The organism is Curtobacterium sp. MCJR17_043 (assembly GCF_003224315.2).
GTDB lineage: Bacteria > Actinomycetota > Actinomycetes > Actinomycetales > Microbacteriaceae > Curtobacterium.
In genome coordinates, this window is record NZ_CP126259.1 from 1,563,250 (window position 1) to 1,586,889 (window position 23,640).

Consider the following 23,640-nt stretch of genomic DNA (forward strand, 5'->3'; position numbering starts at 1 on the left):
CGTAGGGGGAGTCCGGCGATGTGGGCGCTGCGCGGGCCGACGTGCGTGATGTGGGCCGACCCGGACGTCCGGATGCGCACCATCGACCCGCCGCCGACGCCGACGGTGCGGACGTCGAGCGCGGACAGGTACGTGGAGCTGCCGCCGAACTCGGTGTACTGCACGGCGACCTTGCCGCGGCGGATCACCGAGATGTCGGTCGAGGTGCCGCCGGTCTCCAGGAAGAGCCCGTCGCTCAGCTTCTCCTGCATGAGCGCCCCAGCGACGCCGGCCGCGGGACCCGACAGCACGGTGAGCAGCGGGCGTCGGCGCATCTCGTCGAGGGACATCACACCGCCGTCGCACCGCATCACCATGAGCGGCGCGGTGATCCCCGCGGCGTCGATGCTCGCCTGGACCAGGTCGGCCGTGGCGAACATCCGCGGCAGGATCACCGCGTTGAGGACGGCCGTGCGGGTGCGCTTGCTCAGCCCGTACAGCGACGTGATCTCGTGCGTCGCGGTGACGAGGAAGCCACGCTGGCGGGCGGCGGCGGCGACGCGCTCCTCGCCGATCGCGTCGTCGACCGAGAACGGCTCGGTGACCACGACGGACTCGATGCCCGCGGCCTGGAACCGGTCGAGGACGCCCGCGAGCGCTGCGTCGTCGTCCGCCTGTCGGAGGTGCTCGTACGACACCGGGAGGCGCTTGCCGTCGGCGATCTCGATCCGGCCGAGTCGGCGCAGCCGCTTCGCGAAGAAGCCGGCGGGGCCCCGCCCGATGCCGATCATCCCGACCGGCGCGACGTCGCCCTCGAGCAGCGCGTTCGTCGCCTGGGTGGTGCCGTGCGCCAGGAACACGACGTCGCCCGGCGACCGGCCGATCGTCGCGAGCAGTTCGTGGAGCGCGGTGACGATGCCGTGCGCGACACCGTCGGGGTGGTCGTGGCTCGTCGGTGTCTTGGCCTGGCCGATGAGCCGGAGCGTGGCGGCGTCGATGGCGACGGCGTCGGTGAACGTGCCACCGACGTCGATGCCGATGCGCAGTGCGTTGTATTCCACGTCGTCGTGACCTTCCTGCGGGGTGGGATCGGGGGGAGTACTTCGGGAGGGAGGAGTGGGTGCCGGGGAGCAGGGGCGTCGCGCGCTCCCGCTCCGGTCGGCTCAGTAGCCCTGGACCTCGGGCCAGCGCCGCTCGACACCGGCGCGGTCGAGCTCGGCGGCGAACACGGCGAACCGCTCGTCGTCCGCCTGGACGTCCTGCGGGTCGAGGTCGTGCTCGATGCAGTGCACCGCCAGGGCACCGGCGACCTCGCCGACGTTCCACTCGACGGGGTGCAGCCGGTAGCAGCCGTTCGTGATGTGCGTGGTGCCGAGGTCCTTGCCGGCCGGCAGCACGTTCCGGACGCGCTGCGGCACGAGGGCACCGAGCGGGATCTCGAACGGCACGCTCGGGACGTCGACGTAGTTGTCACCGCCGGTCGACGGGTGCAGGTCGAGCCGGTAGCTGCCGACGCCCACCGAGTCCCGGTAGCGGGTGCGGCCGGTGACGCCGACGATCTCGGCCGCGACGTCCTGCTCGCGGATCGTGGTGACGGCCCGGATGCGCCGGGACTCGCGGACGTACGGTGCCTTCGCGAGCCCGTCGGCACCGCCGGTGACGTCGCCGCGGAGCCTGAGCCCCGGGAACCCGGTGCCGCCGTCGGCGCGGGGTGCCTCGGTCTGCAGCCAGTACAGGACGGAGAGCGAGAGCTGGCGCGCCTCGTGCACGGCCTGCTCCGCGGTCGCGTCGTCGGCGGCGAGGTCCTCGCCCGCGCCGATGAGCGGCTTGAGCCAGTAGTCGTTGAGCGGCCAGTTCACCAGGCAGATGTCGGAGTCGAAGGCGCCCTCGGTGAACAGCTTGCGGGCGAGGATCCGGCGGAAGCCCCACAGCTCCTTGTCGCCGGCGTCCGCGCTCTGGTCGGCGCTCACCGCGAGCGGGTCGGTGTCCGGGTTCGGTTCGAACGTCCGCGGGTGCGCCTCGAGCGTGCGCGGGTCGGGCGCCAGGAACCCGAGGAGCGGCGCCGGCCAGAAGTCCGGCTGGTAGGAGCGCCAGAAGTCGTACATCGCCGGACGCTCGATGGTGTGGTCTTCGCCCTCGTGGTGCGACACGGCGAAGCAGAACGTGATGCCCTGCTGGTTGCCGGGCTCGGCCGTCTCGGGCGCGTGGGGTTCGTCGTGCTCGCTGCGGGCCTCCGCGCCGACCACGTGCTCCACGCCCGCCAGCGGCAGGACCTCGCCCGTCTCGGTCGCGTCGAGGACGAACGCGCCCTCGAGCCGCGTGCGGCGGCCGTCCGCGCCCACGACCGTCACGTCCGTGCACCGGTCGCCGTCGCTACCGGCCGCAACCGGCCGCTGCTCGAGCAGGACCGTCAGCCGACCCGCGCTCCGGTACGGCTGCAGGAGCTCGTCGATGACCGCGACCGCGACGCGGGGCTCGTGGCACAGCTTGCTGACCCGGCCGGCACCCGGGTTGAGGTCGGGCAGTGCCGCGGCCTCCTGCCGGAGCGGGTAGACGCGGCGGTAGTGGTCGCGGATGCCGTCCCGCAGCGCGCGGTAGCTCGCGGTGACGCCGAACTGCTCGACCCACGGGTGCTCGTCCGGCGGCACCGCCTGGCTGGTGAGCTGGCCGCCCAACCAGTCGGTCTCCTCGGTGAGCACCGCGGTGCGACCGGAGCGGCAGACGGCGATCGCTGCGGCGACGCCACCGAGGCCGCCGCCGACGATCACGACGTCGGCGCGGAGCGTCGCGACGGTCTCGGACGGGCGGTCGGGGGTGGTGTTGGACATGGTGCTCCTGGGTGGTCGAGGGTGTGGTCGGGAGGCGTCAGACCGCGGGCGCGACGAGAGTGGCGCCGCGCACGAGGCTGCAGTCGAGGAGTTCCTGGACCGGCGGTCCGGCGGACGTGCTCGGTGCAGGGGCCGCGCGGCGCGCCTCCAGGACGTCGGTGAGCGCCCGGACCGCGCGTGCGCCGAGTTCGGTGCGGGGAGCGCGCAGGCGTGTGAAGTCGGCGGGGCCGTCGGCGGCTCGGTTGTGCTCGCCGAGCACGACCACCGACAGGTCCTCGGGGACGGCGACGCCGTCCGCGGCGAGCCGGGCGTGCAGCTCGTGCGCGTCGGCCGGGTCCTCGACGAACACGACGCTCGGCCGGGAGGACCGGATCGACGCCCAGGCGTCTGTCACGGTCCGGTTCGGGGTCACCTCGGCCTCGGCGACGGTGGCGCTACCCGCGGCGGCGGCTGCGACGATGCCTGCCCGGCGGTCACGGCTGGACTCGGCGGTCTGCGGCAGCCGGAGGAGGCCGAAGCGCCGGTGCCCGAGCTCGAGTGCGCGGACGGCGAGGGCGTGCGTCGCGCTGACGTAGTCGACGCCGACGTAGGGCACGCGGCCGTCTGCGGCCTCGCGTCGCCCGATCGCGACGAACGGGTACGTGGAGTCGAGCAGCCGTTCGAGTTCGTCCGGGTCCATCTCCCGACCGAGCAGGATGCAGCCGTCCGCGAGCCGGAGGCGGTTCGACTCGTGGAAGAGACGGCGGCGACCGTCGACGACGGGGGTGCTCGTGAAGAGCAGCAGATCGGCTCCGACGCCCTCGGCGGCGCTCTCGATTCCCGTGAGCAACGGCGTGTAGAAGTCGGACGAGCGGTTGGGGAACGCCGGCTCGTAGGTGAAGACCCCGATCAGTCCGGTGGCTGCTCCGACGAGGCTGCGGGCGACCGGGTTCGCGACGTAGGTGGTCTCACGGATGACCTCGAGCACGCGGTCCCGGGTGGCGGCGGGGATCCGGCGGGCCTCGTCGGCCTTGCCGTTGAGCACGAGCGAAACGGTGGACTGGCTGACGCCGGCCATGTCGGCGATCATCCGCTGGGTGACGCGCGTGGTCGTGCTCATGCGGTCTGCGCTCCGATCGGTCTCGTCGTCGAGGTGGTGCGTACGACCGTAGGACAGAAAAAGAGCTCATACGTATGAGCAGTGGAAAAAGGATCAATCGCGGTCAGTCCGCGACGGCTGAAGGGTCGTCAGGTCCGTCCGCGGTTCCGCCGCCGCACGGCCTTCGGCGCCCGTCCGGCCATGAACGACCGCGCCGGGTCGACGACGAACCCCTGCCGCAGCGCCTCGCGCCCGACGAGCATCCGGAAGCCCATCTGGTCGCGGTTGCTCAGCGTCGTCTCCGACAGGACGGTCCGCCCGGCGAGCTCGATCGACATGAGCACGACGATGCGCTCCTGGGTGTGGCCGCTCGAGCTGCGGATCACCCGGCGGTCGTGGACGTCGCACTCGACCGTCTGGGGATCCGCGTCGGAGTCCTGCCACGGGTGCACCGAGAACCGGACCCGTCCGCCGGGCAGCTCCTCGATGTCGAAGGCGTGCAGTGCCGAACTCCGGGCCCCGGTGTCGAGCTTGACCTTGATCCACCGGACGCCGATGTCGGGCAGGGCCGCCCACTCGCGCCACCCCGCGACGATCGGCACGCGGGACGCCGCCCGGGCGCTGTCGGAGCGCTTCGCGGAGTCGGCCATGCCCCTATCTTGGCAGTGATGAAACTCGCCATCCTGTCGCGCGCTCCGCACGCGTACTCGACGCAGCGCCTCCGCACCGCCGCCGCCGAGCGCGGGCACACCGTCAAGGTGTTGAACACCCTCCGCTTCGCGATCGACCTGACCGGCGAGCAGCCCGACCTGCAGTACCGCGGCAAGCTGCTGTCCGACTACGACGCCGTCCTCCCGCGGATCGGCAACTCGATCACGTACTACGGCACCGCGGTGGTGCGGCAGTTCGAGCAGATGGACGTGTACACGCCGAACACGGCGAACGGCATCACGAACTCGCGTGACAAACTCCGGGCGAACCAGATCCTGTCCCGCCACGACATCGGCATGCCGGCGACGACGTTCGTCAACAGCCGGGCGGACGTCCGCGGCGCGATCGAGCGGGTCGGGGGGCGCCCCGGTCGTCATCAAGCTGCTCGAGGGCACGCAGGGCATCGGCGTCATCCTCGCGCCCGAGGCCAAGGTCGCGGAGTCGATCGTCGAGACCCTGCACTCGACGAAGCAGAACGTCCTCATCCAGCGCTTCATCGCCGAGAGCCGCGGGAAGGACATCCGCGCCCTCGTCGTCGGTGACCGCGTCGTCGCCGCCATGCGCCGGAGCGCGTCCGGGGACGAGTTCCGGTCGAACGTGCACCGCGGCGGCACCGTCGAACAGGTCACGCTGACGCCCGAGTACGAGGAGGCCGCGGTCCGCTCCGCCCAGATCATGGGCTTGCGGATCGCGGGCGTGGACATGCTCGAGGGCAACGACGGCCCGCTCGTCATGGAGGTCAACTCCTCCCCGGGCCTCGAGGGCATCGAGCGTGCCACCGGGCTCGACGTCGCCGGTGCGGTCATCGACTACATCGCGAACCAGGTGGCGTTCCCGGAGATCGACGTCCGCCAGCGCCTCAGCGTCTCAACCGGGTACGGCGTCGCCGAGCTGCTCGTGCACACGAACGCGGACCTCGTCGGCAAGACGATCAAGGACTCGGGCCTGTGGGACCGCGACATCACGGTGCTCACGCTGCACCGTGGCACCGCGGTGATCCCGAACCCGCGGAGCGGCGTCGTCCTCGAACCCGGTGACCGGCTGCTGTGCTTCGGCAAGCTCGAGGAGATGCGGTCGATGGTCCCGGACCGTCGCCGCCGTCGCACGAAGCTGCGGAAGCTCCCGAAGGACGCCCTGTCCGACGGGTGACCGCCCCACCCGCCGGGAGGCCCGGATCACCACCGCAGGACGGCCTCCTCCGCTGCTCCCCGCGCCGGATCGTTCACCCGTGGGCCCTCGTCCGGATGACGCGGGCACCCCGCAGGGGCGGTCCCGGGGCGAGCGGCGCCGCGTAGCGTCCGGACGGAAGAGAGCATTCGTCTCGTGACCCGCGATCCGTGATCCGTCCGGGAGGACGGCCGACCGGATGGTGGGCACCGTGAACAGGGAGCACGCCATGACGAAGTACGAATCGAACCGTGACGTCGAGCCGATCCACGTCACCACCTACCGATCTGCCCGCAAGGCCGCCCGGCGTGGCTGGGCGGTCCCGGCCGACGTGCCAGTGCCGTCGATCGACGACGTCTGGCGCAACGGACGGACCCCGGCGGACCGAGCCCGACAGCGCTGACGGCACCGGGACGGCAGCCGGGCGCGGCGTCGGGCACACCACGTCCGGACGTCAGCCGGGGTCGGCCCTCGTCGCCCGGACCGCCGCGAGCACGACGTCGAGTGCCCGGTCCAGTTCCGGCAGCGTCACGGCGCCGTACCCGAGCACGACCCCGTTCCCGGACCGTCCCCGCACCGTCTCGTAGTCGGCGAGGTCGGCCACCAGGACGCCGTCCGCGGCAGCGCGGGCGAGCACGGCAGCGCCGGTCGCCGGACCCGGCCACGTCAGCACCGCGTGCAGACCGCCGGTGAGGGCCCGTGCCTCCAGGCCGGGGACCCCGCTGGTGGCGAGTCGGACCGCGATCCGTTCGCGCCGGTGCGTGTAGTCCCGCCGGACCCGACCGAGGTGCCGACGGAATGCGCCGGTGCGCAGCAGGTGTGCGAGCGCGACCTGAACCGGCTCGGCGACCACTGCGCCCCGGGCCGTGCGGGCGGCGAGGACCGCCGCGCCCACCGCTCCGGACGGGACGACGACGTAGGCGCAGCGGAGCCGTGGGTCGAGGGTCTTCGAGAACCCGCCCAGGTGCACGACCACGCCGTCGGTGTCGAGCGCGGCGAGGGCCGGGACCGGACTGCCCCGGTGCCGGAACTCCGAGTCGTAGTCGTCCTCGAGCACGACCGTCCCCGTCGCCGCCGCGTGCGCGAGCAGCGCTCGCCGCTGTCCGACCGGCATGACCGAACCGAGCGGGTACTGGTGGGTGGGGGGAGACGAGGACCGCGTCCACGGGAGTCCGGGCGAGCACGGTCAGGTCGATGCCGTCCGCTCCGACGGGCACGGGAACGACCTCCGCGCCGGCGCTCGTCAGGGCGCGGTGGCCGGAACGGTAGCCGGGGTCCTCGACGGCGATGCGCGGAGCGCGGCCGAGGCGTGCCCGCAGCGCCTCGGCGACGAGTGACAGCGCCTCGGACGTCCCGGCGGCGACGATGACCTGCGCGACCGACGGGGTGAAGCCGCGCGCCAGCCCGAGTTGCGCGACGAGTTGCTCGCGGAGCGCGGTGAGGCCCGCGGGGTCGGACAGCGCATTGCGGAGCGGTGTGTCCGCCGCCGCACGCCAGGCCGCCCGCCAGTCCCGGTCACTGATCGCGGTGACGGCGGGGATGCCCGGGCGGCAGTCGACGACGGCCCGGTCGCCGGGGTCGCCGGAGTTGCCGGGGGGCGCCGGGGTCGGAAGGGTCGCCGGGGCGGGAAGGGTCGGCGAGACCGACGGGGTCGTTTGTGTCCCCGGGGACCACGGCGTGCAGGTGCACCGGCGCTCGTCCGGTCGACGGTCCGGGGACTCCGGATCCCGCGAGGACCCGCGCTGCCGCACCCGGCCGGGTCCGGATGTAGCCCTCGCCGTCGAGTTGGTCGTAGGCCGCGACGACCGTGCCCCGGGCGACCCCGAGTTCGGCGGCCAGCGCCCGCGTCGACGGCAGCGGGTCCCCGGCCCGGAGGGTCCCGTCGTGCACCAGGGACCGCACCCGTGCGACGACCACCGACACCTTGCTCGACTGGTCCATCCCGAACACCCCGATCTGGTCTACTCGCTGGTCCAGTCCTGACCCTAGCGTCGGGGCATGCCCGCTCCCGACGCCATGCCCTCGCTCACCGTCCGCCGTCTCCGCGACCGGCAGCAGACCGACCCCGCCGTGCTCTCCGCGGTCCTCGCCGAGGGGTTCGTCGCCCACGTCGGCCTGGTCCGCGACGGCTTCCCGATCGTGCTGCCCTACCTGTACGGCGTCGGCGACCTCGGCGCCGGCCCGGTCCTGCTCCTGCACGGCTCTACGGGCGGCGGACTGTTCCTCGACGCCGGGGAGGAGGGGCGTCCCCGTCTCGGCGACCATCACGCACCTGGACGGCATCGTCTTCGCCCGCTCGACCTTCGACAGCTCGGCGAACTACCGCAGCGCGATGGTCGTCGGACGCGCGACCCTGGTCCCGACCGAGCTGCGGGCCGAGGCGCTCCGACAGGTCGCCGACCACCTCATGCCCGGCCGCCGCGCCGAGGTGCGCGAGATGACCGCGAAGGAGGTCCGGCAGACCCAGGTCCTACAGCTCCCGCTCGACGCCGCGAGCGTCAAGGTCCGGGCGGCCGGCGTCGGCGAGGCGCCGGACGACGGCGAGGACCACCGCGTCTGGGCGGGCGTCCTGCCGGTCGCCCTCCGGGCCGGAGTGCCGGTCCCGGGATCGCTCGCCGCCGCCGCGGCCACCGCGCCCGACCCGTCCGTGGTCGCGCTCGCCGCGCGGCTCGCGCGAGCCGCCGACGGCCGGGAGGCCCGACTCGCTTCCGCCCCGTCGCCCGCCTCCGCCCCGTCGCCCGCCTCTGGCACCGACCGGGGTTGACGCTCGGGAGCGGCCGGGACGGGTACCGCGTGTCTGTGACGGACCGCAGGAACTCCCCCGAGGTTCTCCAGCCGGGATCAGGTTCGTGACCAATACGTTATCTCCCCGGGTCGTCGCACGAGGGGCGGTCCAGACCCGGAAGGAACCATGGGACGCCACGCACTGCCCGCACGGGACGACGACCGCCGGTCCGGACCTGCCGCCGCACCCAGCGTCCCCGCTCCGAGCGCCCGCGCCGCCGGTGCCACCGCTCCTGTTGCTCCGGCGTCCAACGCCCCCCGTCTCCCGCGCCACCGCTCCCGTTGCTCCCGCGTCGAGGGTCGCGGGGCCGAGCGCCTCCGCCCCGATGAGTCGGGCACGCGGCCGCCGTGCCGCGGCCGGCCCCGTCGTCGCCCGCAGCACGTTCGTCGCGCACGAGCGACCGGCCCGCGTCGTGGCCCTCGGGCCGTCCAGCACCGCCCGCGCCGCCGTCGCCCCGCTGGCTGAGGCCGCGTCGGCCGACACCGCGGCGGCCGGCACCGCGACGGTGGGTACTGCGACGGCGGGTACCGCGCGCTCGCGGTCGGCAGCGCTCCGCGCCGAACGCGCGGCGGACCCGCGCCACGTCCGTCGTGCCGCGACCGCCAAGCGTGCCGCCCTGCTGATCGCGCCGGCCCTGGCGATCACCTCGACCCTGTCCCTGTCGATCCCGGCCGACACCGCGACGGCGGCACCGGCACCGACCGCCACGACGACGACGTCCCAGGACCTGCAGACCTACACCGTCGCCCACGACGTCGAGGTCCCGATCATCTCCTCCGACGGCGTGACGACGACGTCGGTCGTGTCGTACCCGACCCTGGTCCTCCGCTTCGGCGTCACCGAGGCGCAAGCGCAGGCCGCCCTGTCCGCGGCGCTCTCGCCGGGTGGAGACCGCTCGACGGTGCTGCAGACGGCGCTGCAGTACCTCGGCGACCCGTACCTCGAGGGTGGGGCCAGCCACGCGGGCATCGACTGCTCGGGCCTGACGATGGTGGCGTACCAGGCGGTCGGCATCCAGCTCGCGCACTACGTCCCCACGCAGGACGCCGTCGCGACGACCGTCCCGGAGTCCGAGGCAGCACCGGGGGGACATGGTGGTCTTCGACAACGAGGACCACGTCGGCCTGTACCTCGGGCAGGGACTCGTGCTCCAGGCACCGCACCCGGGCGAGGTCGTCGACATCGTCCCCATGTACTCGATGCCGCACCACTTCGCTCGGCTGCTGCCCGCCGGGTCCTGACCACCAGGGTCGGTACAACGGTGCCGCAGGAGACGGGTGGGCGGACTCGCGAAGGGTTGCGGGCCTCCCGTAAGCTGGAGTGATGGCCACCGACACCCGCACACCGTTCGAGGAGCAGAGCGCAGCACGCTCCGTCCGCCCGCAGGTGCGCCCGCGCACCGAGGGCTGGAAGCAGGCGACGGGGTCCGACGGCCGACCCCTGCTGCAGTTCGCGTCTCCGAAGCGGGGCAAGCCGCCCGTGCACCTGGCCGACATGACGGTCGAGGAGCGCGAGGCGAAGGTGAAGGAGCTCGGCCTGCCCGGGTTCCGCGCCAAGCAGCTCGCGACCCACTACTTCACGCACTACACGTCCGACCCGGCGAAGATGACCGACCTGCCGGCTGCCCAGCGCGAGGAACTCGTCGCCGGGATGCTCCCGCCCCTGCTCACCGAGACCCGTCGTCTCGAGACGGACAAGGGCGACACGATCAAGTTCCTCTGGAAGCTGCACGACGGGGCCCTGGTGGAGTCGGTGCTCATGCGGTACCCGGGCCGGATCACGCTCTGTGTCTCGTCGCAGGCCGGCTGCGGGATGAACTGCCCGTTCTGCGCGACCGGCCAGGCGGGCCTGACGCGGAACATGTCGACGGCCGAGATCATCGAGCAGATCGTCCGGGCGAACGAGGCCATCGCGGCCGGTGAACTCGGTGGCGACCCCCCGCAAGGGCGGGAAGGACCGCGTCGACGCCGAGCGCGTGACGAACATCGTGTTCATGGGCATGGGGGGAGCCGCTCGCGAACTACAAGCGGGTGATGGACGCCGTGCGCATCATGGTCGCGCCGCAGCCGAACGGCCTCGGCATGAGCGCGCGCGGCATCACGATCTCGACCGTGGGGTTGGTGCCGGCGATCCTGAAGCTCGCGGAGGAGGACATCCCCGTGACCTTCGCGCTCTCGCTGCACGCGCCCGACGACGAACTCCGCGACGAGCTCATCCCGGTGAACTCGAAGTGGAAGGCCGACGAAGCGATCGACGCCGCCCACAACTACTACGTGAAGACCGGTCGTCGGGTCTCGATCGAGTACGCGCTCATCAAGGACATGAACGACCACGCGTGGCGTGCCGACCTGTTGGCGGAGAAGCTCAACAAGCGCGGCAAGGGCTGGGTGCATGTCAACCCGATCCCGCTCAACCCGACGCCCGGGTCCGTGTGGACCTCGTCCGAGGTGCACGTGCAGGACGAGTTCGTCCGCCGACTCAACGCCGCCGGGATCCCGACCACCCTCCGCGACACCCGCGGCAAGGAGATCGACGGTGCCTGCGGCCAGTTGGCCGCCGCTGACTGACGGTCGGTCGACGGCCACGGCAGCTGGACGACGGCTCTGACAGGAGGCGCGGTGCGAGTACGCACCGCGCCTTCCGTCGTTCTCAGGGACGGTCGGTGGTCGCGACCGCGCACGGCGCCCGTGGCCCGGCACAGCGGGGGGAGCAGACGCGACACGCCCGGGCGTCGAGCTGGCTTGGCGCTGCCGTTCACCCGTGCGTAAAGTAATCACTCGTTGCCGCTGAGGCGGAGAACGGATCGGCCGAGACGCTGACGGAGTTCGACTCCGGGAGATGCAGTCTGGCTCCGGTTCTTCCCCGGGCAACGAGCCAGCCTCTCTGGCGAAGCATCCTGGTGGTGTGGAGTGGGGAGTGCGTCTGGTCCTTGAGAACTCAACAGCGTGCACATTGTCAATGCCAATTTTATTGACCTCGTGCCTGGTCGGTTTCCACCGGTCGGGTCATGAAGCAATTCCTTTTGGATTGAAGATTGTCAGTAGACAGTCAACAGTCAAGATCAACTCGCTGGCACTTCGGTGTTGGTTGTAATTTTTTACGGAGAGTTTGATCCTGGCTCAGGACGAACGCTGGCGGCGTGCTTAACACATGCAAGTCGAACGATGATCAGGAGCTTGCTCCTGTGATTAGTGGCGAACGGGTGAGTAACACGTGAGTAACCTGCCCCTGACTCTGGGATAAGCGTTGGAAACGACGTCTAATACTGGATATGACTACTGGTCGCATGGCCTGGTGGTGGAAAGATTTTTTGGTTGGGGATGGACTCGCGGCCTATCAGCTTGTTGGTGAGGTAATGGCTCACCAAGGCGACGACGGGTAGCCGGCCTGAGAGGGTGACCGGCCACACTGGGACTGAGACACGGCCCAGACTCCTACGGGAGGCAGCAGTGGGGAATATTGCACAATGGGCGAAAGCCTGATGCAGCAACGCCGCGTGAGGGATGACGGCCTTCGGGTTGTAAACCTCTTTTAGTAGGGAAGAAGCGAAAGTGACGGTACCTGCAGAAAAAGCACCGGCTAACTACGTGCCAGCAGCCGCGGTAATACGTAGGGTGCAAGCGTTGTCCGGAATTATTGGGCGTAAAGAGCTCGTAGGCGGTTTGTCGCGTCTGCTGTGAAATCCCGAGGCTCAACCTCGGGCTTGCAGTGGGTACGGGCAGACTAGAGTGCGGTAGGGGGAGATTGGAATTCCTGGTGTAGCGGTGGAATGCGCAGATATCAGGAGGAACACCGATGGCGAAGGCAGATCTCTGGGCCGTAACTGACGCTGAGGAGCGAAAGCATGGGGAGCGAACAGGATTAGATACCCTGGTAGTCCATGCCGTAAACGTTGGGCGCTAGATGTAGGGACCTTTCCACGGTTTCTGTGTCGTAGCTAACGCATTAAGCGCCCCGCCTGGGGAGTACGGCCGCAAGGCTAAAACTCAAAGGAATTGACGGGGGCCCGCACAAGCGGCGGAGCATGCGGATTAATTCGATGCAACGCGAAGAACCTTACCAAGGCTTGACATACACCGGAAACGGCCAGAGATGGTCGCCCCCCTTGTGGTCGGTGTACAGGTGGTGCATGGTTGTCGTCAGCTCGTGTCGTGAGATGTTGGGTTAAGTCCCGCAACGAGCGCAACCCTCGTTCTATGTTGCCAGCGGGTTATGCCGGGGACTCATAGGAGACTGCCGGGGTCAACTCGGAGGAAGGTGGGGATGACGTCAAATCATCATGCCCCTTATGTCTTGGGCTTCACGCATGCTACAATGGCCGGTACAAAGGGCTGCGATACCGTAAGGTGGAGCGAATCCCAAAAAGCCGGTCTCAGTTCGGATTGAGGTCTGCAACTCGACCTCATGAAGTCGGAGTCGCTAGTAATCGCAGATCAGCAACGCTGCGGTGAATACGTTCCCGGGCCTTGTACACACCGCCCGTCAAGTCATGAAAGTCGGTAACACCCGAAGCCGGTGGCCTAACCCTTGTGGAAGGAGCCGTCGAAGGTGGGATCGGTGATTAGGACTAAGTCGTAACAAGGTAGCCGTACCGGAAGGTGCGGCTGGATCACCTCCTTTCTAAGGAGCATCTGGTCAGTGCTGCTCGCCGTCGTGGTGGGTTGGTTGCTGGTCCAGGCGCCCGGTTCGGACCGAACGTGTCCGACGGGTAGCTCATGGGTGGAACATTGACAGTGCAGTCGGGAGCGCGTCTTCTGGTCTCAGTATGCTCGGGTGTCTCTTTGTGAGGTGTCTGGGTTGGAACGGGTCGGGGGGGAAGCGGGTTGGCTGGTGCACGTTGTTGGGTCCTGAGGGACCAGGCTTCCTGATCGTCGGGTTGTCTCTTTTGGAGGCGGGTTCGGTGGTTGGGGGGTTGGGCCGCAAGGTCCTTCGGTGGGCTGCATGAGGTCAGGCGTTGTGTCTGGTGGAGTGTGGTGCCGATCGTATGTTGAGAACTACACAGTGGACGCGAGCATCTTTAGATTCGCGTCATCGATGATCGTCGGCTTTCGGGTTGGCGTGAAACATGGCGTTGGATCGCAATTTTAATCTTTGTGGTCAAGTTTCTAAGAGCAAACGGTGGATGCCTTGGCATCTGGAGCCGAAGAAGGACGTAGAAATCTGCGATAAGCCTCGGGGAGCTGATAATCGAGCTTCGATCCGAGGATTTCCGAATGGGGAAACCCCGCCAGGCGACTTGTCGACCTGGTGACTCCCGCCTGAATATATAGGGCGGGTAGAGGGAACGTGGGGAAGTGAAACATCTCAGTACCCACAGGAAGAGAAAACAACATGTGATTCCGTGAGTAGTGGCGAGCGAAAACGGATGAGGCTAAACCGATCTTGTGTGATAGCCGGCGGGCGTTGCATGGTCGGGGTTGTGGGACACGTCGCTCAGTTCTGCCGGACTGGGACGGTTACAGCGCATCATAGTCGAACCGGTTTGAAAGCCGGGCCGTAGTGGGTGCCAGCCCCGTAGACGAAATGGTGTTATGGCCGGATGTGTATCCCAAGTAGCACGGGGCCCGAGAAATCCCGTGTGAATCTGTCAGGACCACCTGATAAGCCTAAATACTCCCAGATGACCGATAGCGGACAAGTACCGTGAGGGAAAGGTGAAAAGTACCCCCGGGAGGGGAGTGAAATAGTACCTGAAACCGTTTGCTTACAAACCGTCGGAGCCTCCTTTGTAGGGGTGACGGCGTGCCTTTTGAAGAATGAGCCTGCGAGTTAGCGATATGTGGCGAGGTTAACCCGTGTGGGGTAGCCGTAGCGAAAGCGAGTCTGAATAGGGCGATTCAGTCGCATGTCCTAGACCCGAAGCGAAGTGATCTATCCATGGCCAGGTTGAAGCGACGGTAAGACGTCGTGGAGGACCGAACCCACTTCAGTTGAAAATGGAGGGGATGAGCTGTGGATAGGGGTGAAAGGCCAATCAAACTTCGTGATAGCTGGTTCTCTCCGAAATGCATTTAGGTGCAGCGTTGCGTGTTTCTCGCCGGAGGTAGAGCTACTGGATGGCCGATGGGCCTCAACAGGTTACTGACGTCAGCCAAACTCCGAATGCCGGTGAGTGAGAGCGCAGCAGTGAGACGGTGGGGGGATAAGCTTCATCGTCGAGAGGGAAACAACCCAGACTACCAACTAAGGCCCCTAAGCGTGTGCTAAGTGGGAAAGGATGTGGAGTTGCACAGACAACCAGGAGGTTGGCTTAGAAGCAGCCACCCTTGAAAGAGTGCGTAATAGCTCACTGGTCAAGTGATTCCGCGCCGACAATGTAACGGGGCTCAAGCACACCGCCGAAGTTGTAGATTTCGCACATGGACAAGCCTTCGTGGTTCAGTCGTGCGGAGTGGTAGGAGAGCGTCGTGTGGCGAGTGAAGCGGCGGAGTGATCCAGCCGTGGACGCCACACGAGTGAGAATGCAGGCATGAGTAGCGAAAGACGGGTGAGAAACCCGTCCTCCGAAAGACCAAGGGTTCCAGGGCCAGGTTAATCCGCCCTGGGTAAGTCGGGACCTAAGGCGAGGCCGACAGGCGTAGTCGATGGACAACGGGTTGATATTCCCGTACCGGCGAACAACCGCCCAAGCTAATCCAGTGGTGCTAAGAGTCCTAACCCGGCACTTGTTGATCCCTTCGGGGTGAGACGGGCCGGTCTAACGCTCGACCCCATGCTGGTGCGGTTAGCGTATGAACAGGTGTGACGCAGGAAGGTAGCTGAGCCAGGCGATGGTATCCGTAAGGTGAACCTGGTGTAAGGATGTAGGGCTGACGATAGGCAAATCCGTCGTCTGTACGCCTGAGATCCGACGCGTACCCGTTAAGGGGAAATCAGTGATCCTATGCTGCCGAGAAAAGCATCGACGCGAGGTTGCAGCCGCCCGTACCCGAAACCGACTCAGGTGGTCAGGTAGAGAATACCAAGGAGATCGAGATAATCGTGGTTAAGGAACTCGGCAAAATGCCCCCCGTAACTTCGGGAGAAGGGGGGGCCGGACACGTGACCGGATTTACTCCGTGAGCGTTGAAGGCCGCAGAGACCAGTGGGAAGCGACTGTTTACTAAAAACACAGGTCCGTGCGAAGTCGCAAGACGATGTATACGGACTGACGCCTGCCCGGTGCTGGAAGGTTAAGAGGAAGGGTCAGCCTCACGGCGAAGCTCTGAATTTAAGCCCCAGTAAACGGCGGTGGTAACTATAACCATCCTAAGGTAGCGAAATTCCTTGTCGGGTAAGTTCCGACCTGCACGAATGGCGTAACGACTTCCCAGCTGTCTCAACCGCGAACTCGGCGAAATTGCACTACGAGTAAAGATGCTCGTTACGCGCAGCAGGACGGAAAGACCCCGTGACCTTTACTATAGTTTGGTATTGGTGTTCGGAGTGGCTTGTGTAGGATAGGTGGGAGACTGTGAAGCGGGCACGCTAGTGTTCGTGGAGTCATTGTTGAAATACCACTCTGGTCACTTTGGATGTCTAACGTAGGACCCTGATCGGGTTCATGGACAGTGCCTGATGGGTAGTTTAACTGGGGCGGTTGCCTCCCAAAGAGTAACGGAGGCGCCCAAAGGTTCCCTCAACCTGGTTGGCAATCAGGTGGCGAGTGTAAGTGCACAAGGGAGCTTGACTGTGAGACTGACAGGTCGAGCAGGGACGAAAGTCGGGACTAGTGATCCGGCAGTGGCTTGTGGAAGCGCTGTCGCTCAACGGATAAAAGGTACCTCGGGGATAACAGGCTGATCTTGCCCAAGAGTCCATATCGACGGCATGGTTTGGCACCTCGATGTCGGCTCGTCGCATCCTGGGGCTGGAGTAGGTCCCAAGGGTTGGGCTGTTCGCCCATTAAAGCGGTACGCGAGCTGGGTTTAGAACGTCGTGAGACAGTTCGGTCCCTATCCGCTGCGCGCGTTGGAAATTTGAGAAGATCTATCCCTAGTACGAGAGGACCGGGATGGACGAACCTCTGGTGTGTCAGTTGTTCTGCCAAGGGCACCGCTGATTAGCTACGTTCGGACCGGATAACCGCTGAAAGCATCTAAGCGGGAAGCCGTCTTCGAGATGAGATTTCCATGCACCTTGAGTGTGAGAGGCTCCCAGCAGACTACTGGGTTGATAGGCCGGATGTGGAAGCGGGGACTAACGACCCGTGGAGCTGACCGGTACTAATAAGCCGAAGACTTGACACACACTTTTTACCCACACCCTTACGGGTGTGGGGCTCGCGTCCACTTTGTGGTTCCCGACAGACGATCGGGGACAACTGAAACTGAACACCGCGCATGCGCGGAACGGTTTCGAAGCTTCCTTGTTGGAGTGTCGAAATTGTTCCGGTGGTCATAGCGAGAGGGAAACGCCCGGTCACATTCCGAACCCGGAAGCTAAGCCTCTCAGCGCCGATGGTACTGCAAGGGGGGACCTTGTGGGAGAGTAGGACGCCGCCGGACTTCTTCTCAATGATCGAGCCCCTGACCGGGGTGAGCAGCAATGCTCACCCCGGTCAGGGGCTCTTTCGCGTCCCCACACGTCGGCTGAGCGGGCGGTGTCGTGCTCCGGGTAGACCGGAGACATGAAGGTCGTCGGAGTCGAAACGTTCGGAGGGCCTCGAGCCCTCGCCGTCCATGAAGTAGCCGAGGTGCACGCCGGTGCCGGTTCGGTCCGCATCGCCGTCCGAGCGTTCGCGGTCAACCCCACGGACACGGGGGTGCGGGCGGGGGGAGCGCGACAGTTCGAAGGCCACGGCTCCGTACGTGCCCGGGATGGATGCCGCGGGCGTCATCGACGAGGTGGGACCGGACGTCGAGGGGTGGTCCGTCGGTGACGAGGTCATGGCGATCGCCCTCCCGCTCACCGGGCACGGCGGGGCGTACGTCGAGTACCTCGTCGCCCCGGTCGGGTCGTTCACGCGGATCCCGCGCGGGACCACGATCGAGGCAGCATCCACCGTGCCGATGAACGGGCTCACCGCCATCCAGATGCTCGAGCTCGCCGGGCTCGAGCGGGGCCAGACACTCGCCGTGACCGGCGCCGCCGGGCTCCTCGGCAACTACGTCGTGCAGCTCGCGAAGGCCGCCGGCATCACCGTGATCGCGGACAGCTCCGAGAAGGACCAGGCCCTCGTCCGTTCGCTCGGGCCGGACCACATCGTGCCGCGCGGGGACGACTTCGCTGCCTCCGTGCGAGCCGTCGTGCCCGAGGGGGGTCGACGCCCTGTTCGACTGCGCCCTGCAGCGGGACACCGTCGTCCCGGCCATCCGCGAGGGTGGTGTGTTCGTCGACGTCCGCGGCTGGGAGGGCAACGGCGCACCCGGCATCCGGTTCGAGCGGGTGTCCGTGTTCAGTGAGTACCGGTCCTTCGACAAGCTCGAGCGGCTGCGCCACGGCGTTGAGAGCGGCACGATCGTGCCCCGGGTGGCCGAGGTCCTGCCGGCGGAGCGTGCCCCGGAGGCACACGAACGCCTCGAAGCTGGCGGGACGCGGGGTCGCTTCGTCCTCACCTGGTGACGCAACTGTCATGACCGATTGACGGACGGGAGGTCCGACACCAGCTGGTGCCGGGCCTCTCGTCCGTTCGTCGTGCGTCAGCGGAGGCGGGTCGCCGCGATGCAACCGTCGACGTCGAGCGTCGCACCGTGCATGCCGGAGCGTCGCAACTCTCGCGGGACTACCGGGAGGCGTACGGGCGGCCGTCGGCGGAGGACGCGACCGGGGCCCGGAAGGCGTTCGCCGCTGCGGGCTGGCAACTGGGCAGGGGTGTGGTGGCCGCTGCCGACCACCGCCTGTGATCCGGTGCCAGCGGTCGAGTACGGCCTCGATCGTGTCCGCGGCCGTCTGGACGTCGTCGTGTTCCCAGACGCGGATGACCCTCCAGCCCTCGCTGCGGAGGACGGCGTCGTGCCAGGCGTCACGCTGCCGGTTCGCGAGCAGCTTCGTGCGCCACAACTCGGCGTTCGCCTTCGGCAAGTGTGCGTGCTCCTCGCACCAGTGCCAGAAGCAGCCGTCCACGAACACCGCGACGCGGGCACGGGGGGAACACGAGGTCAGCACGCGCTCGTGTCCGGACGCTGATCCGGCGGTCGACGAAGAACCGACGGCCGCGGGCGTGGAGGGTGCGGCGCAGGGCGAGTTCCGGCGCGGTGTCACGGCGTCCGAACCGGGTCATGTGGCGGCTTCGCTCCTCGTCAGCGTCCCAGTGCTGCATGCCGCGACGCTACCGAGGGAGTGGTGCCCCTCGCGGCGCATCGGTGCGATCTGTGGAGTACTCCGGCGGTCAGCCCTCGAGTTCGGCGCGGAGGTACGGCGCCGTGCGGCTCGACGGGGAAGCAGCGACCTCGGCGGGCGTGCCCGAAGCGACGACCTGGCCGCCCTCGTCGCCGCCGGACGGCCCCATGTCGATCACGTGGTCGGCGGCAGCGACGACGGACATCGCGTGCTCGACCACGACGACCGTGTTGCCCGCGTCCGTCAAGCGGGACAGCTGCTCGGTGAGGCGCTCGACGTCGGCCGGGTGGAGGCCCGTGGTCGGCTCGTCGAGCAGGTACAGCGTGTGGCCGGAGCGGGCGCGCTGCAGCTCGGTCGCGAGCTTGATGCGCTGCGCCTCGCCGCCGGACAACTCCGGTGCGGGCTGCCCGAGTCGGAGGTAGCCGAGGCCGACCTGCTGCAGGGCGTTCAAGGCACGTGCGGCGGCGGGGAGGTCGGCGAGGAACGGTGCGGCCTCGTCCACGGTCATGCCGAGGACGTCGGCGATCGTCACGCCGTCGAGGCGGACCTCGAGCGTCTCGTCGTTGTAGCGGGAGCCGTGGCACTCCGGGCACGGCGCCCAACTGCCCGGCAGGAACAGCAGCTCGACCGACACCGAGCCCTCTCCCTGGCACACCTCGCACCGGCCGCCGACGACGTTGAACGAGAACCGGCCGGCCGTCCACCCGCGGGCCTTCGCGTCGTCGGTCGCGGCGAACGCGGCACGGACCGCGTCGAACAAGCCCGTGTACGTGGCGAGGTTCGAGCGGGGCGTGCGGCCGATCGGCTTCTGGTCGACCTCGACCACGCGGCTGACCTGCGGGTGCTCGGAGGCACGGTTCGCGAGGACGCCACCCACCAGCGACGACTTGCCCGACCCAGACACTCCGGTGACGGCGGTGAGGACGCCGAGCGGCACGTCGACGTCGAGGTCCCGGAGGTTGTGCTGCGTCACGCCCCGCAGTTCCAGGGTGCCGAACCGTTGTCGAGGAGGGCGGGCCTCCAGGCCGGAGGCGCGCGGTTGCAGGAAGCGGCGGGTGACGGACGCCTCGACGTCGGCCAGGCCGTCGACCGGGCCGCTGTAGAGGACCGTGCCGCCGGCGGAGCCGGCACCGGGGCCGACGTCGACGATCCAGTCGGCCTGGCGGACGATGCGCATGTCGTGCTCGACGACGAAGACGCTGTTGCCGCTGGCGCGGAGGTCCTCGAGGACCTGGACGAGCGGCTCGGCGTCGGCCGGGTGGAGGCCCGCGCTCGGCTCGTCGAGGACGTAGACGACACCGAAGAGGCCGCTCCGCAGCTGTGTGGCGATGCGGAGGCGCTGCATCTCACCGGGGGGAGAGCGTCGGGGTGGCGCGATCGAGGCTGAGGTAGCCGAGACCGAGGCCGGTGAGGACCTCGACCCGGCCGAGGAGGTCGCGCGCGATGGTGACCGCGACCTCGGTCCGCTCACCGGACGACGTGCGGGACGTGGCCGCCGTGGCGTCGGTGAGCTCGGCGACCGGACGGAGGACCTCGGCGACGCCGGACAGCGGCAGCGCGTTCAGCTCGGCGATCGTCCGGCCGCCGAACGTCACCGCGAGTGCAGCGCGCGTGAGACCCGTGCCGCCGCAGAGCGAACACGGGCCGGACTCGACGAACTGCAGGACCTTGTTCCGCTGCGTCTCGCTCTGCGAATCGGCGAGGGTGTGCAGCACGAACTGGCGGGCGCTCCAGAACCGGCCCTTGTACGGCTTCGCGACGCGGTCACGCTTCGGGTGCACCTCGACGACGGGCTGCTCCTCGGTGAAGAGGAGCCAGTCGCGGTCCTCCTGCGGGAGCTCCCGCCACGGCCGTTCGATGTCGTAGCCGAGGCCGGCCGTGACATCGCGGAGGTTCTTTCCCTGCCAAGCACCCGGCCACGCCGTGATCGCGCCGTCGCGGATGCTCAGCGACGGGTCGCGGACGGCGGAGGCCTCGGTCACCTCGTGGGCGACGCCGAGCCCGTGGCATCGCGGGCAGGCGCCGGCGACCGTGTTCGGCGAGAACGAGTCCGAGTACAGCTGCTCGGCGCCCTCCGGGTAGGTGCCGGCACGCGAGTAGAGCATGCGCGTCGAGTTGCTCAGCGTCGTGAGCGTCCCGACCGTCGACCGGGAGCTCGGGGCACCGCGGCGCTGCTGCAGGGCGACGGCCGGCGGGAGGCCCGTGATCGAGTCGACGTGCGGGGTCGAGCCCTGGGCGATGAGGCGGCGGGCGTAGGGGGGCGACGGACTCGAGGAAGCGGCGCTGGGCCTCGGCGAAGACCGTGCCGAACGCGAGGCTCGACTTGCCGGAGCCGGAGATGCCCGTGAAGGCGACGATGCGGTCGCGGGGGGATGTCGACGTCGACGTCGCGGAGGTTGTTCTCGCGGGCGCCGCGGACGCGGATGAAGCCGTCGCGCGTGGTGTCGTCGGGACTGCCAGTGGCGCCGGGACCGGCAGTGGCGCCGGGACCGGCAGTGGCGCCGGGACGGGCGGTGACTTCGGGTCCCGCAGCGGCGTCGTGGCCCGCGGTCTCGTCGGGGGGAGGTGGTCGAGGGGCGGGTCGTGCGGGGAGCGGGCATCCGTTCGAGCCTAGGCGGGTTGCGGCGGGGCGGTGATGGGGCAGGCCCGGTCGTGTCGGGTCGGGTCGGGTCGCCCTAGCATCGGGGGGCATGAGCAGCGACGTGATGCCCGGCCGGTACCGCCACTTCAAGGGCGGGGAGTACGAGGTCGTGCTCGTCGCCAAGGACGTGGAGACCGAGGAGCCGGTGGTCGTGTACCAGGCCCTGTACGGGGAGCGGGGGGTACTGGGTGCGGTCCCTCGCGGACTTCACGGCGCACGTCTCGCGTGACGGGTACGAGGGGGGCGCGGTTCGTGCCGATCGTGGACTGAAGCCTCGGTCACTGCCAGAACGACGCCGTGGCCGCAGGGGTCAGGGGAGGAGGCCGAGTTCCATCGCGCGGGTCACGGCGCGGGTGCGGTCGTTGACGCCGAGCTTCTCGAAGACGTGGCCGAGGTGGGTCTTCACCGTGGTCTCGCTGAGGAACAGGACGCGGCCGATCGCCGGGTTGCTGTTGCCCTGGGCGACGAGACGCAGGACGTCGAGCTCGCGCGGGGTCAAGGACGGGCCGATCGGTGCGACACCGACGGCACGGCGGACCAGGGCCGCTGCCGCTGACGGAGCGAGGGCGGTCTCGCCGCGGGCGGTGGCGCGGACGCCGGCGAGGATCTCGGACTCGGGAGCGGCCTTGAGCAGGTACCCGGTGGCACCCGCTTCGATGGCGGCGAGGATCTGGTCGTCGGACTCGTACGTGGTGAGGATGAGGACGCGGATGTCTGGTGCAGCGGCGAGGATCTGCGCTGTTGCAGCGTCACCGTCGAGGACCGGCATCCGGAGGTCCATGAGGACCACGTCGGGACGCTCGGCCAGCACGAGGGACACCGCCGCTGCGCCGTCCGCGGCCTGACCGACCACGTCGATGTCGTCGGCCGCCTGCAGGAGCGCGACGATCCCCGACCGGACGATGGGGTGGTCGTCCGCCACGACGACGCGGATCACCGGGTGACCGCCGTTGCGGCTGACGGTGCAGATCGAAGGTTCTGCTCTGTATCGCCACGGGGGGTCCGGTGCCGCGGTCGGGAGGGTCGCGGTCACGACCGTGCTACGCCCGGGTGCGCTCTCGATCGTGCAGGTGCCGCCGGCGAGGGCGAGCCGGTCGCGCAGACCACGCAGGCCGTGGCCGGCGGTCGGGACGGCGGGATCGAAGCCGACTCCGTCGTCGATCACCCGCAGGACGGTCCGCTCGGACTCGTGGAGCAGCTCGACACGCGCCGAAGCGGAGCCCGCGTGCGTTCGGACGTTGGCGAGGGCTTCCTGCGCGACGCGCAACAGCACGACCTGCGCATCGCGGTCGAGCGCGATCTCTGCTGCGGCGACGGCGACGGGCGTGCCGGTCTCGCGGGTGTGGCGCTCGCCGAGGCGGTGCAGCGCTCCGGCGAGGCTGTCGTGGGTGGCTCCGGCAGCGCCGGCCGCGACGAGGACGCGGGACTCCTCGAGGGCAGCACGGGCGGACTCCTCGAGGACCGTGAGCCGTTCCTCGAGGGCGTCGGGGCGGTCGTCGGCGAGGTCGTTCCGCGCCCGCTCGGTGAGCATGACGATGCCAGCGAGGTTCTGCGCCACGGTGTCGTGGATCTCGCGGGCCAGGCGCTCCCGTTCACTCGCGATGCCCGCGGCACGGTTCGCATCGGCAAGGGAGTCCTGCGTGGCATGGAGCTCGACGAGCAGTTGCCGGCGCTCTTCGGCGAGGGTAGCGACCCGGGTCATCCAGATGCCGATCGCGCAGGAGCCGACGACGCTGACGACCTCGATGAGGAGCGTGCCGGCCAAGGAATCGGGGCCGCCGGAGACCTGCAGGCCGATCCCGCTCGCGAGCCCGACCACCGCGGTGAGGGCGACGGCGACCCGCACGCGCATGACCTGGGTCCACACGAGCGGGAACACGATGCACTGCACGAAGGCCGTGGTCGGTACGACGGCAGGCAGCACGAACGCGGCCGCGATCGCGATCGGCAGGAACGCAGCCGCTGCCCGGGGTCGGTCGTACCCGCGCCAGCCGTAGGCGACGTACGCCACGGTGAGGACCGCCAGCGCAGCGAACGCCGGCCAGCGGGACGGCCACGGCGACCGCGCGGCGACCGCGATGACCGCGGTCAACACGACCGTGCCAGCGAAGAAGGCGTGCAGCCAGACGCTGTTGCGCGTCCGGGGGTGCGTGTCGGTCATGCCGACAGCCTCCCATGCCTCCGGCTGCGG

13 protein-coding genes, 3 rRNA genes and 6 pseudogenes are annotated in these 23,640 nt (G+C 68.7%); 12 read left to right on the forward strand and 10 right to left on the reverse strand.

The window, feature by feature from the left end:
• Window positions 1-59: 59 nt before the first annotated feature.
• From DEJ15_RS18185 to DEJ15_RS08225, 4 genes and pseudogenes are all read right to left on the reverse strand, one after another.
• Window positions 60-1,040, reverse strand: a pseudogene (locus tag DEJ15_RS18185) (hydantoinase/oxoprolinase family protein); the annotation flags it as partial.
• Between the two features lie 102 nt (window positions 1,041-1,142).
• The gene (locus tag DEJ15_RS08215) at window positions 1,143-2,807 is read right to left on the reverse strand and encodes an FAD-dependent oxidoreductase (protein ID WP_110823919.1); all 1,665 of its coding nucleotides are present in this window, start codon (window positions 2,805-2,807) and stop codon (window positions 1,143-1,145) included.
• A 37-nt stretch (window positions 2,808-2,844) separates the two neighbouring features.
• On the reverse strand, window positions 2,845-3,906 hold the full coding sequence (locus tag DEJ15_RS08220; protein ID WP_220032704.1) for a LacI family DNA-binding transcriptional regulator: 1,062 nt from the start codon (window positions 3,904-3,906) through the stop codon (window positions 2,845-2,847).
• 128 nt (window positions 3,907-4,034) lie between these two features.
• Window positions 4,035-4,535, reverse strand: coding sequence for an ATP-dependent zinc protease family protein (locus tag DEJ15_RS08225; RefSeq protein ID WP_110823920.1), 501 nt, complete (start codon window positions 4,533-4,535; stop codon window positions 4,035-4,037).
• 18 nt (window positions 4,536-4,553) lie between these two features.
• On the opposite strand from DEJ15_RS08225, the pseudogene rimK reads away from it, so the two are divergent.
• Both rimK and DEJ15_RS08235 read left to right on the forward strand, forming a co-directional pair.
• A pseudogene (gene rimK / locus DEJ15_RS08230) lies at window positions 4,554-5,745 on the forward strand (30S ribosomal protein S6--L-glutamate ligase).
• A 247-nt stretch (window positions 5,746-5,992) separates the two neighbouring features.
• Window positions 5,993-6,166: a hypothetical protein gene (locus tag DEJ15_RS08235; protein ID WP_181419389.1), complete on the forward strand. Its 174-nt coding sequence runs from the start codon at window positions 5,993-5,995 to the stop codon at window positions 6,164-6,166.
• A 51-nt stretch (window positions 6,167-6,217) separates the two neighbouring features.
• On the opposite strand, the gene DEJ15_RS08240 is transcribed toward DEJ15_RS08235, so the two are convergent.
• Window positions 6,218-6,877 carry an aminotransferase-like domain-containing protein gene (locus DEJ15_RS08240; RefSeq protein WP_284176130.1) on the reverse strand — a complete coding sequence of 220 codons (660 nt, stop codon included), beginning with the start codon at window positions 6,875-6,877 and terminating at the stop codon, window positions 6,218-6,220.
• On the opposite strand from DEJ15_RS08240, the gene DEJ15_RS08245 reads away from it, so the two are divergent.
• A complete protein-coding gene (locus tag DEJ15_RS08245) occupies window positions 6,876-7,100 on the forward strand; it encodes a hypothetical protein (RefSeq protein ID WP_284176131.1) in 225 nt (74 codons plus the stop codon). The two genes, DEJ15_RS08240 and DEJ15_RS08245, sit on opposite strands and share 2 nt — an antisense overlap.
• Here the strand turns inward: DEJ15_RS08245 and DEJ15_RS18190 are convergent.
• Both DEJ15_RS18190 and DEJ15_RS08250 read right to left on the reverse strand, forming a co-directional pair.
• Window positions 7,029-7,304: pseudogene (locus DEJ15_RS18190) on the reverse strand (PLP-dependent aminotransferase family protein); the annotation flags it as partial. The gene DEJ15_RS08245 and the pseudogene DEJ15_RS18190 sit on opposite strands and share 72 nt — an antisense overlap.
• Window positions 7,279-8,028 carry a GntR family transcriptional regulator gene (locus DEJ15_RS08250; RefSeq protein ID WP_284176132.1) on the reverse strand — a complete coding sequence of 250 codons (750 nt, stop codon included), beginning with the start codon at window positions 8,026-8,028 and terminating at the stop codon, window positions 7,279-7,281. The gene DEJ15_RS08250 and the pseudogene DEJ15_RS18190, both read right to left, overlap by 26 nt.
• A gap of 16 nt (window positions 8,029-8,044) precedes the next feature.
• On the opposite strand from DEJ15_RS08250, the gene DEJ15_RS08255 reads away from it, so the two are divergent.
• From DEJ15_RS08255 to DEJ15_RS08290, 8 genes and pseudogenes are all read left to right on the forward strand, one after another.
• Window positions 8,045-8,527 (forward strand): pyridoxamine 5'-phosphate oxidase family protein, encoded by a 483-nt coding sequence (locus DEJ15_RS08255; protein WP_258366367.1) that lies wholly within the window; start codon window positions 8,045-8,047, stop codon window positions 8,525-8,527.
• Between the two features lie 346 nt (window positions 8,528-8,873).
• Window positions 8,874-9,872, forward strand: coding sequence for a C40 family peptidase (locus tag DEJ15_RS08260; RefSeq protein WP_284176133.1), 999 nt, complete (start codon window positions 8,874-8,876; stop codon window positions 9,870-9,872).
• Window positions 9,872-11,115 (forward strand): annotated as a pseudogene (gene rlmN / locus DEJ15_RS08265) (dual-specificity RNA methyltransferase RlmN). Before DEJ15_RS08260 ends, rlmN begins: the two are co-directional and overlap by 1 nt.
• A gap of 529 nt (window positions 11,116-11,644) precedes the next feature.
• Window positions 11,645-13,168, forward strand: a 16S ribosomal RNA gene (locus tag DEJ15_RS08270).
• A 475-nt stretch (window positions 13,169-13,643) separates the two neighbouring features.
• Window positions 13,644-16,776, forward strand: a 23S ribosomal RNA gene (locus DEJ15_RS08275).
• A gap of 140 nt (window positions 16,777-16,916) precedes the next feature.
• Window positions 16,917-17,034, forward strand: a 5S ribosomal RNA gene (rrf, locus tag DEJ15_RS08280).
• The 16S, 23S and 5S rRNA genes sit together here, the layout of an rRNA operon.
• Before the next feature lie 312 nt (window positions 17,035-17,346).
• Window positions 17,347-17,931: an alcohol dehydrogenase catalytic domain-containing protein gene (locus DEJ15_RS08285; RefSeq protein WP_284176134.1), complete on the forward strand. Its 585-nt coding sequence runs from the start codon at window positions 17,347-17,349 to the stop codon at window positions 17,929-17,931.
• Window positions 17,813-18,091 (forward strand): zinc-binding dehydrogenase, encoded by a 279-nt coding sequence (locus DEJ15_RS08290; protein ID WP_284176178.1) that lies wholly within the window; start codon window positions 17,813-17,815, stop codon window positions 18,089-18,091. Before DEJ15_RS08285 ends, DEJ15_RS08290 begins: the two co-directional genes overlap by 119 nt.
• A 766-nt stretch (window positions 18,092-18,857) precedes the next feature.
• Here DEJ15_RS08290 and DEJ15_RS08300 read toward each other — a convergent pair.
• Window positions 18,858-21,233, reverse strand: a pseudogene (locus DEJ15_RS08300) (AAA family ATPase).
• Between the two features lie 265 nt (window positions 21,234-21,498).
• Here DEJ15_RS08300 and DEJ15_RS08305 point away from each other — a divergent pair.
• Window positions 21,499-21,678 (forward strand): DUF1653 domain-containing protein, encoded by a 180-nt coding sequence (locus DEJ15_RS08305; RefSeq protein WP_284176136.1) that lies wholly within the window; start codon window positions 21,499-21,501, stop codon window positions 21,676-21,678.
• A gap of 81 nt (window positions 21,679-21,759) precedes the next feature.
• Here the strand turns inward: DEJ15_RS08305 and DEJ15_RS08310 are convergent, their stop codons facing one another.
• Together DEJ15_RS08310 and DEJ15_RS18200 are read right to left on the reverse strand one after the other, a co-directional pair.
• Window positions 21,760-22,722: a response regulator gene (locus DEJ15_RS08310; protein ID WP_502866159.1), complete on the reverse strand. Its 963-nt coding sequence runs from the start codon at window positions 22,720-22,722 to the stop codon at window positions 21,760-21,762.
• Between the two features lie 147 nt (window positions 22,723-22,869).
• Window positions 22,870-23,610 (reverse strand): annotated as a pseudogene (locus tag DEJ15_RS18200) (histidine kinase); the annotation flags it as partial.
• Between the last annotated feature and the right edge of the window lie 30 nt (window positions 23,611-23,640).

What these genes read in the sequence shown, in the direction of transcription:
- DEJ15_RS08220 (WP_220032704.1), bottom strand. Translation starts at nt 3,906, where the DNA reads ATGAGCACGACCACGCGCGTCACCCAGCGGATGATCGCCGACATGGCC.
- DEJ15_RS08250 (WP_284176132.1), bottom strand. Translation starts at nt 8,028, where the DNA reads ATGGTCGCCGAGACGGGGACGCCCCTCCTCCCCGGCGTCGAGGAACAG.
- DEJ15_RS08225 (WP_110823920.1), bottom strand. Translation starts at nt 4,535, where the DNA reads ATGGCCGACTCCGCGAAGCGCTCCGACAGCGCCCGGGCGGCGTCCCGC.
- DEJ15_RS08240 (WP_284176130.1), bottom strand. Translation starts at nt 6,877, where the DNA reads ATGCCGGTCGGACAGCGGCGAGCGCTGCTCGCGCACGCGGCGGCGACG.
- DEJ15_RS08285 (WP_284176134.1), top strand. Translation starts at nt 17,347, where the DNA reads ATGGATGCCGCGGGCGTCATCGACGAGGTGGGACCGGACGTCGAGGGG.
- DEJ15_RS08215 (WP_110823919.1), bottom strand. Translation starts at nt 2,807, where the DNA reads ATGTCCAACACCACCCCCGACCGCCCGTCCGAGACCGTCGCGACGCTC.
- DEJ15_RS08305 (WP_284176136.1), top strand. Translation starts at nt 21,499, where the DNA reads ATGAGCAGCGACGTGATGCCCGGCCGGTACCGCCACTTCAAGGGCGGG.
- DEJ15_RS08245 (WP_284176131.1), top strand. Translation starts at nt 6,876, where the DNA reads ATGACCGAACCGAGCGGGTACTGGTGGGTGGGGGGAGACGAGGACCGC.
- DEJ15_RS08235 (WP_181419389.1), top strand. Translation starts at nt 5,993, where the DNA reads ATGACGAAGTACGAATCGAACCGTGACGTCGAGCCGATCCACGTCACC.
- DEJ15_RS08260 (WP_284176133.1), top strand. Translation starts at nt 8,874, where the DNA reads ATGAGTCGGGCACGCGGCCGCCGTGCCGCGGCCGGCCCCGTCGTCGCC.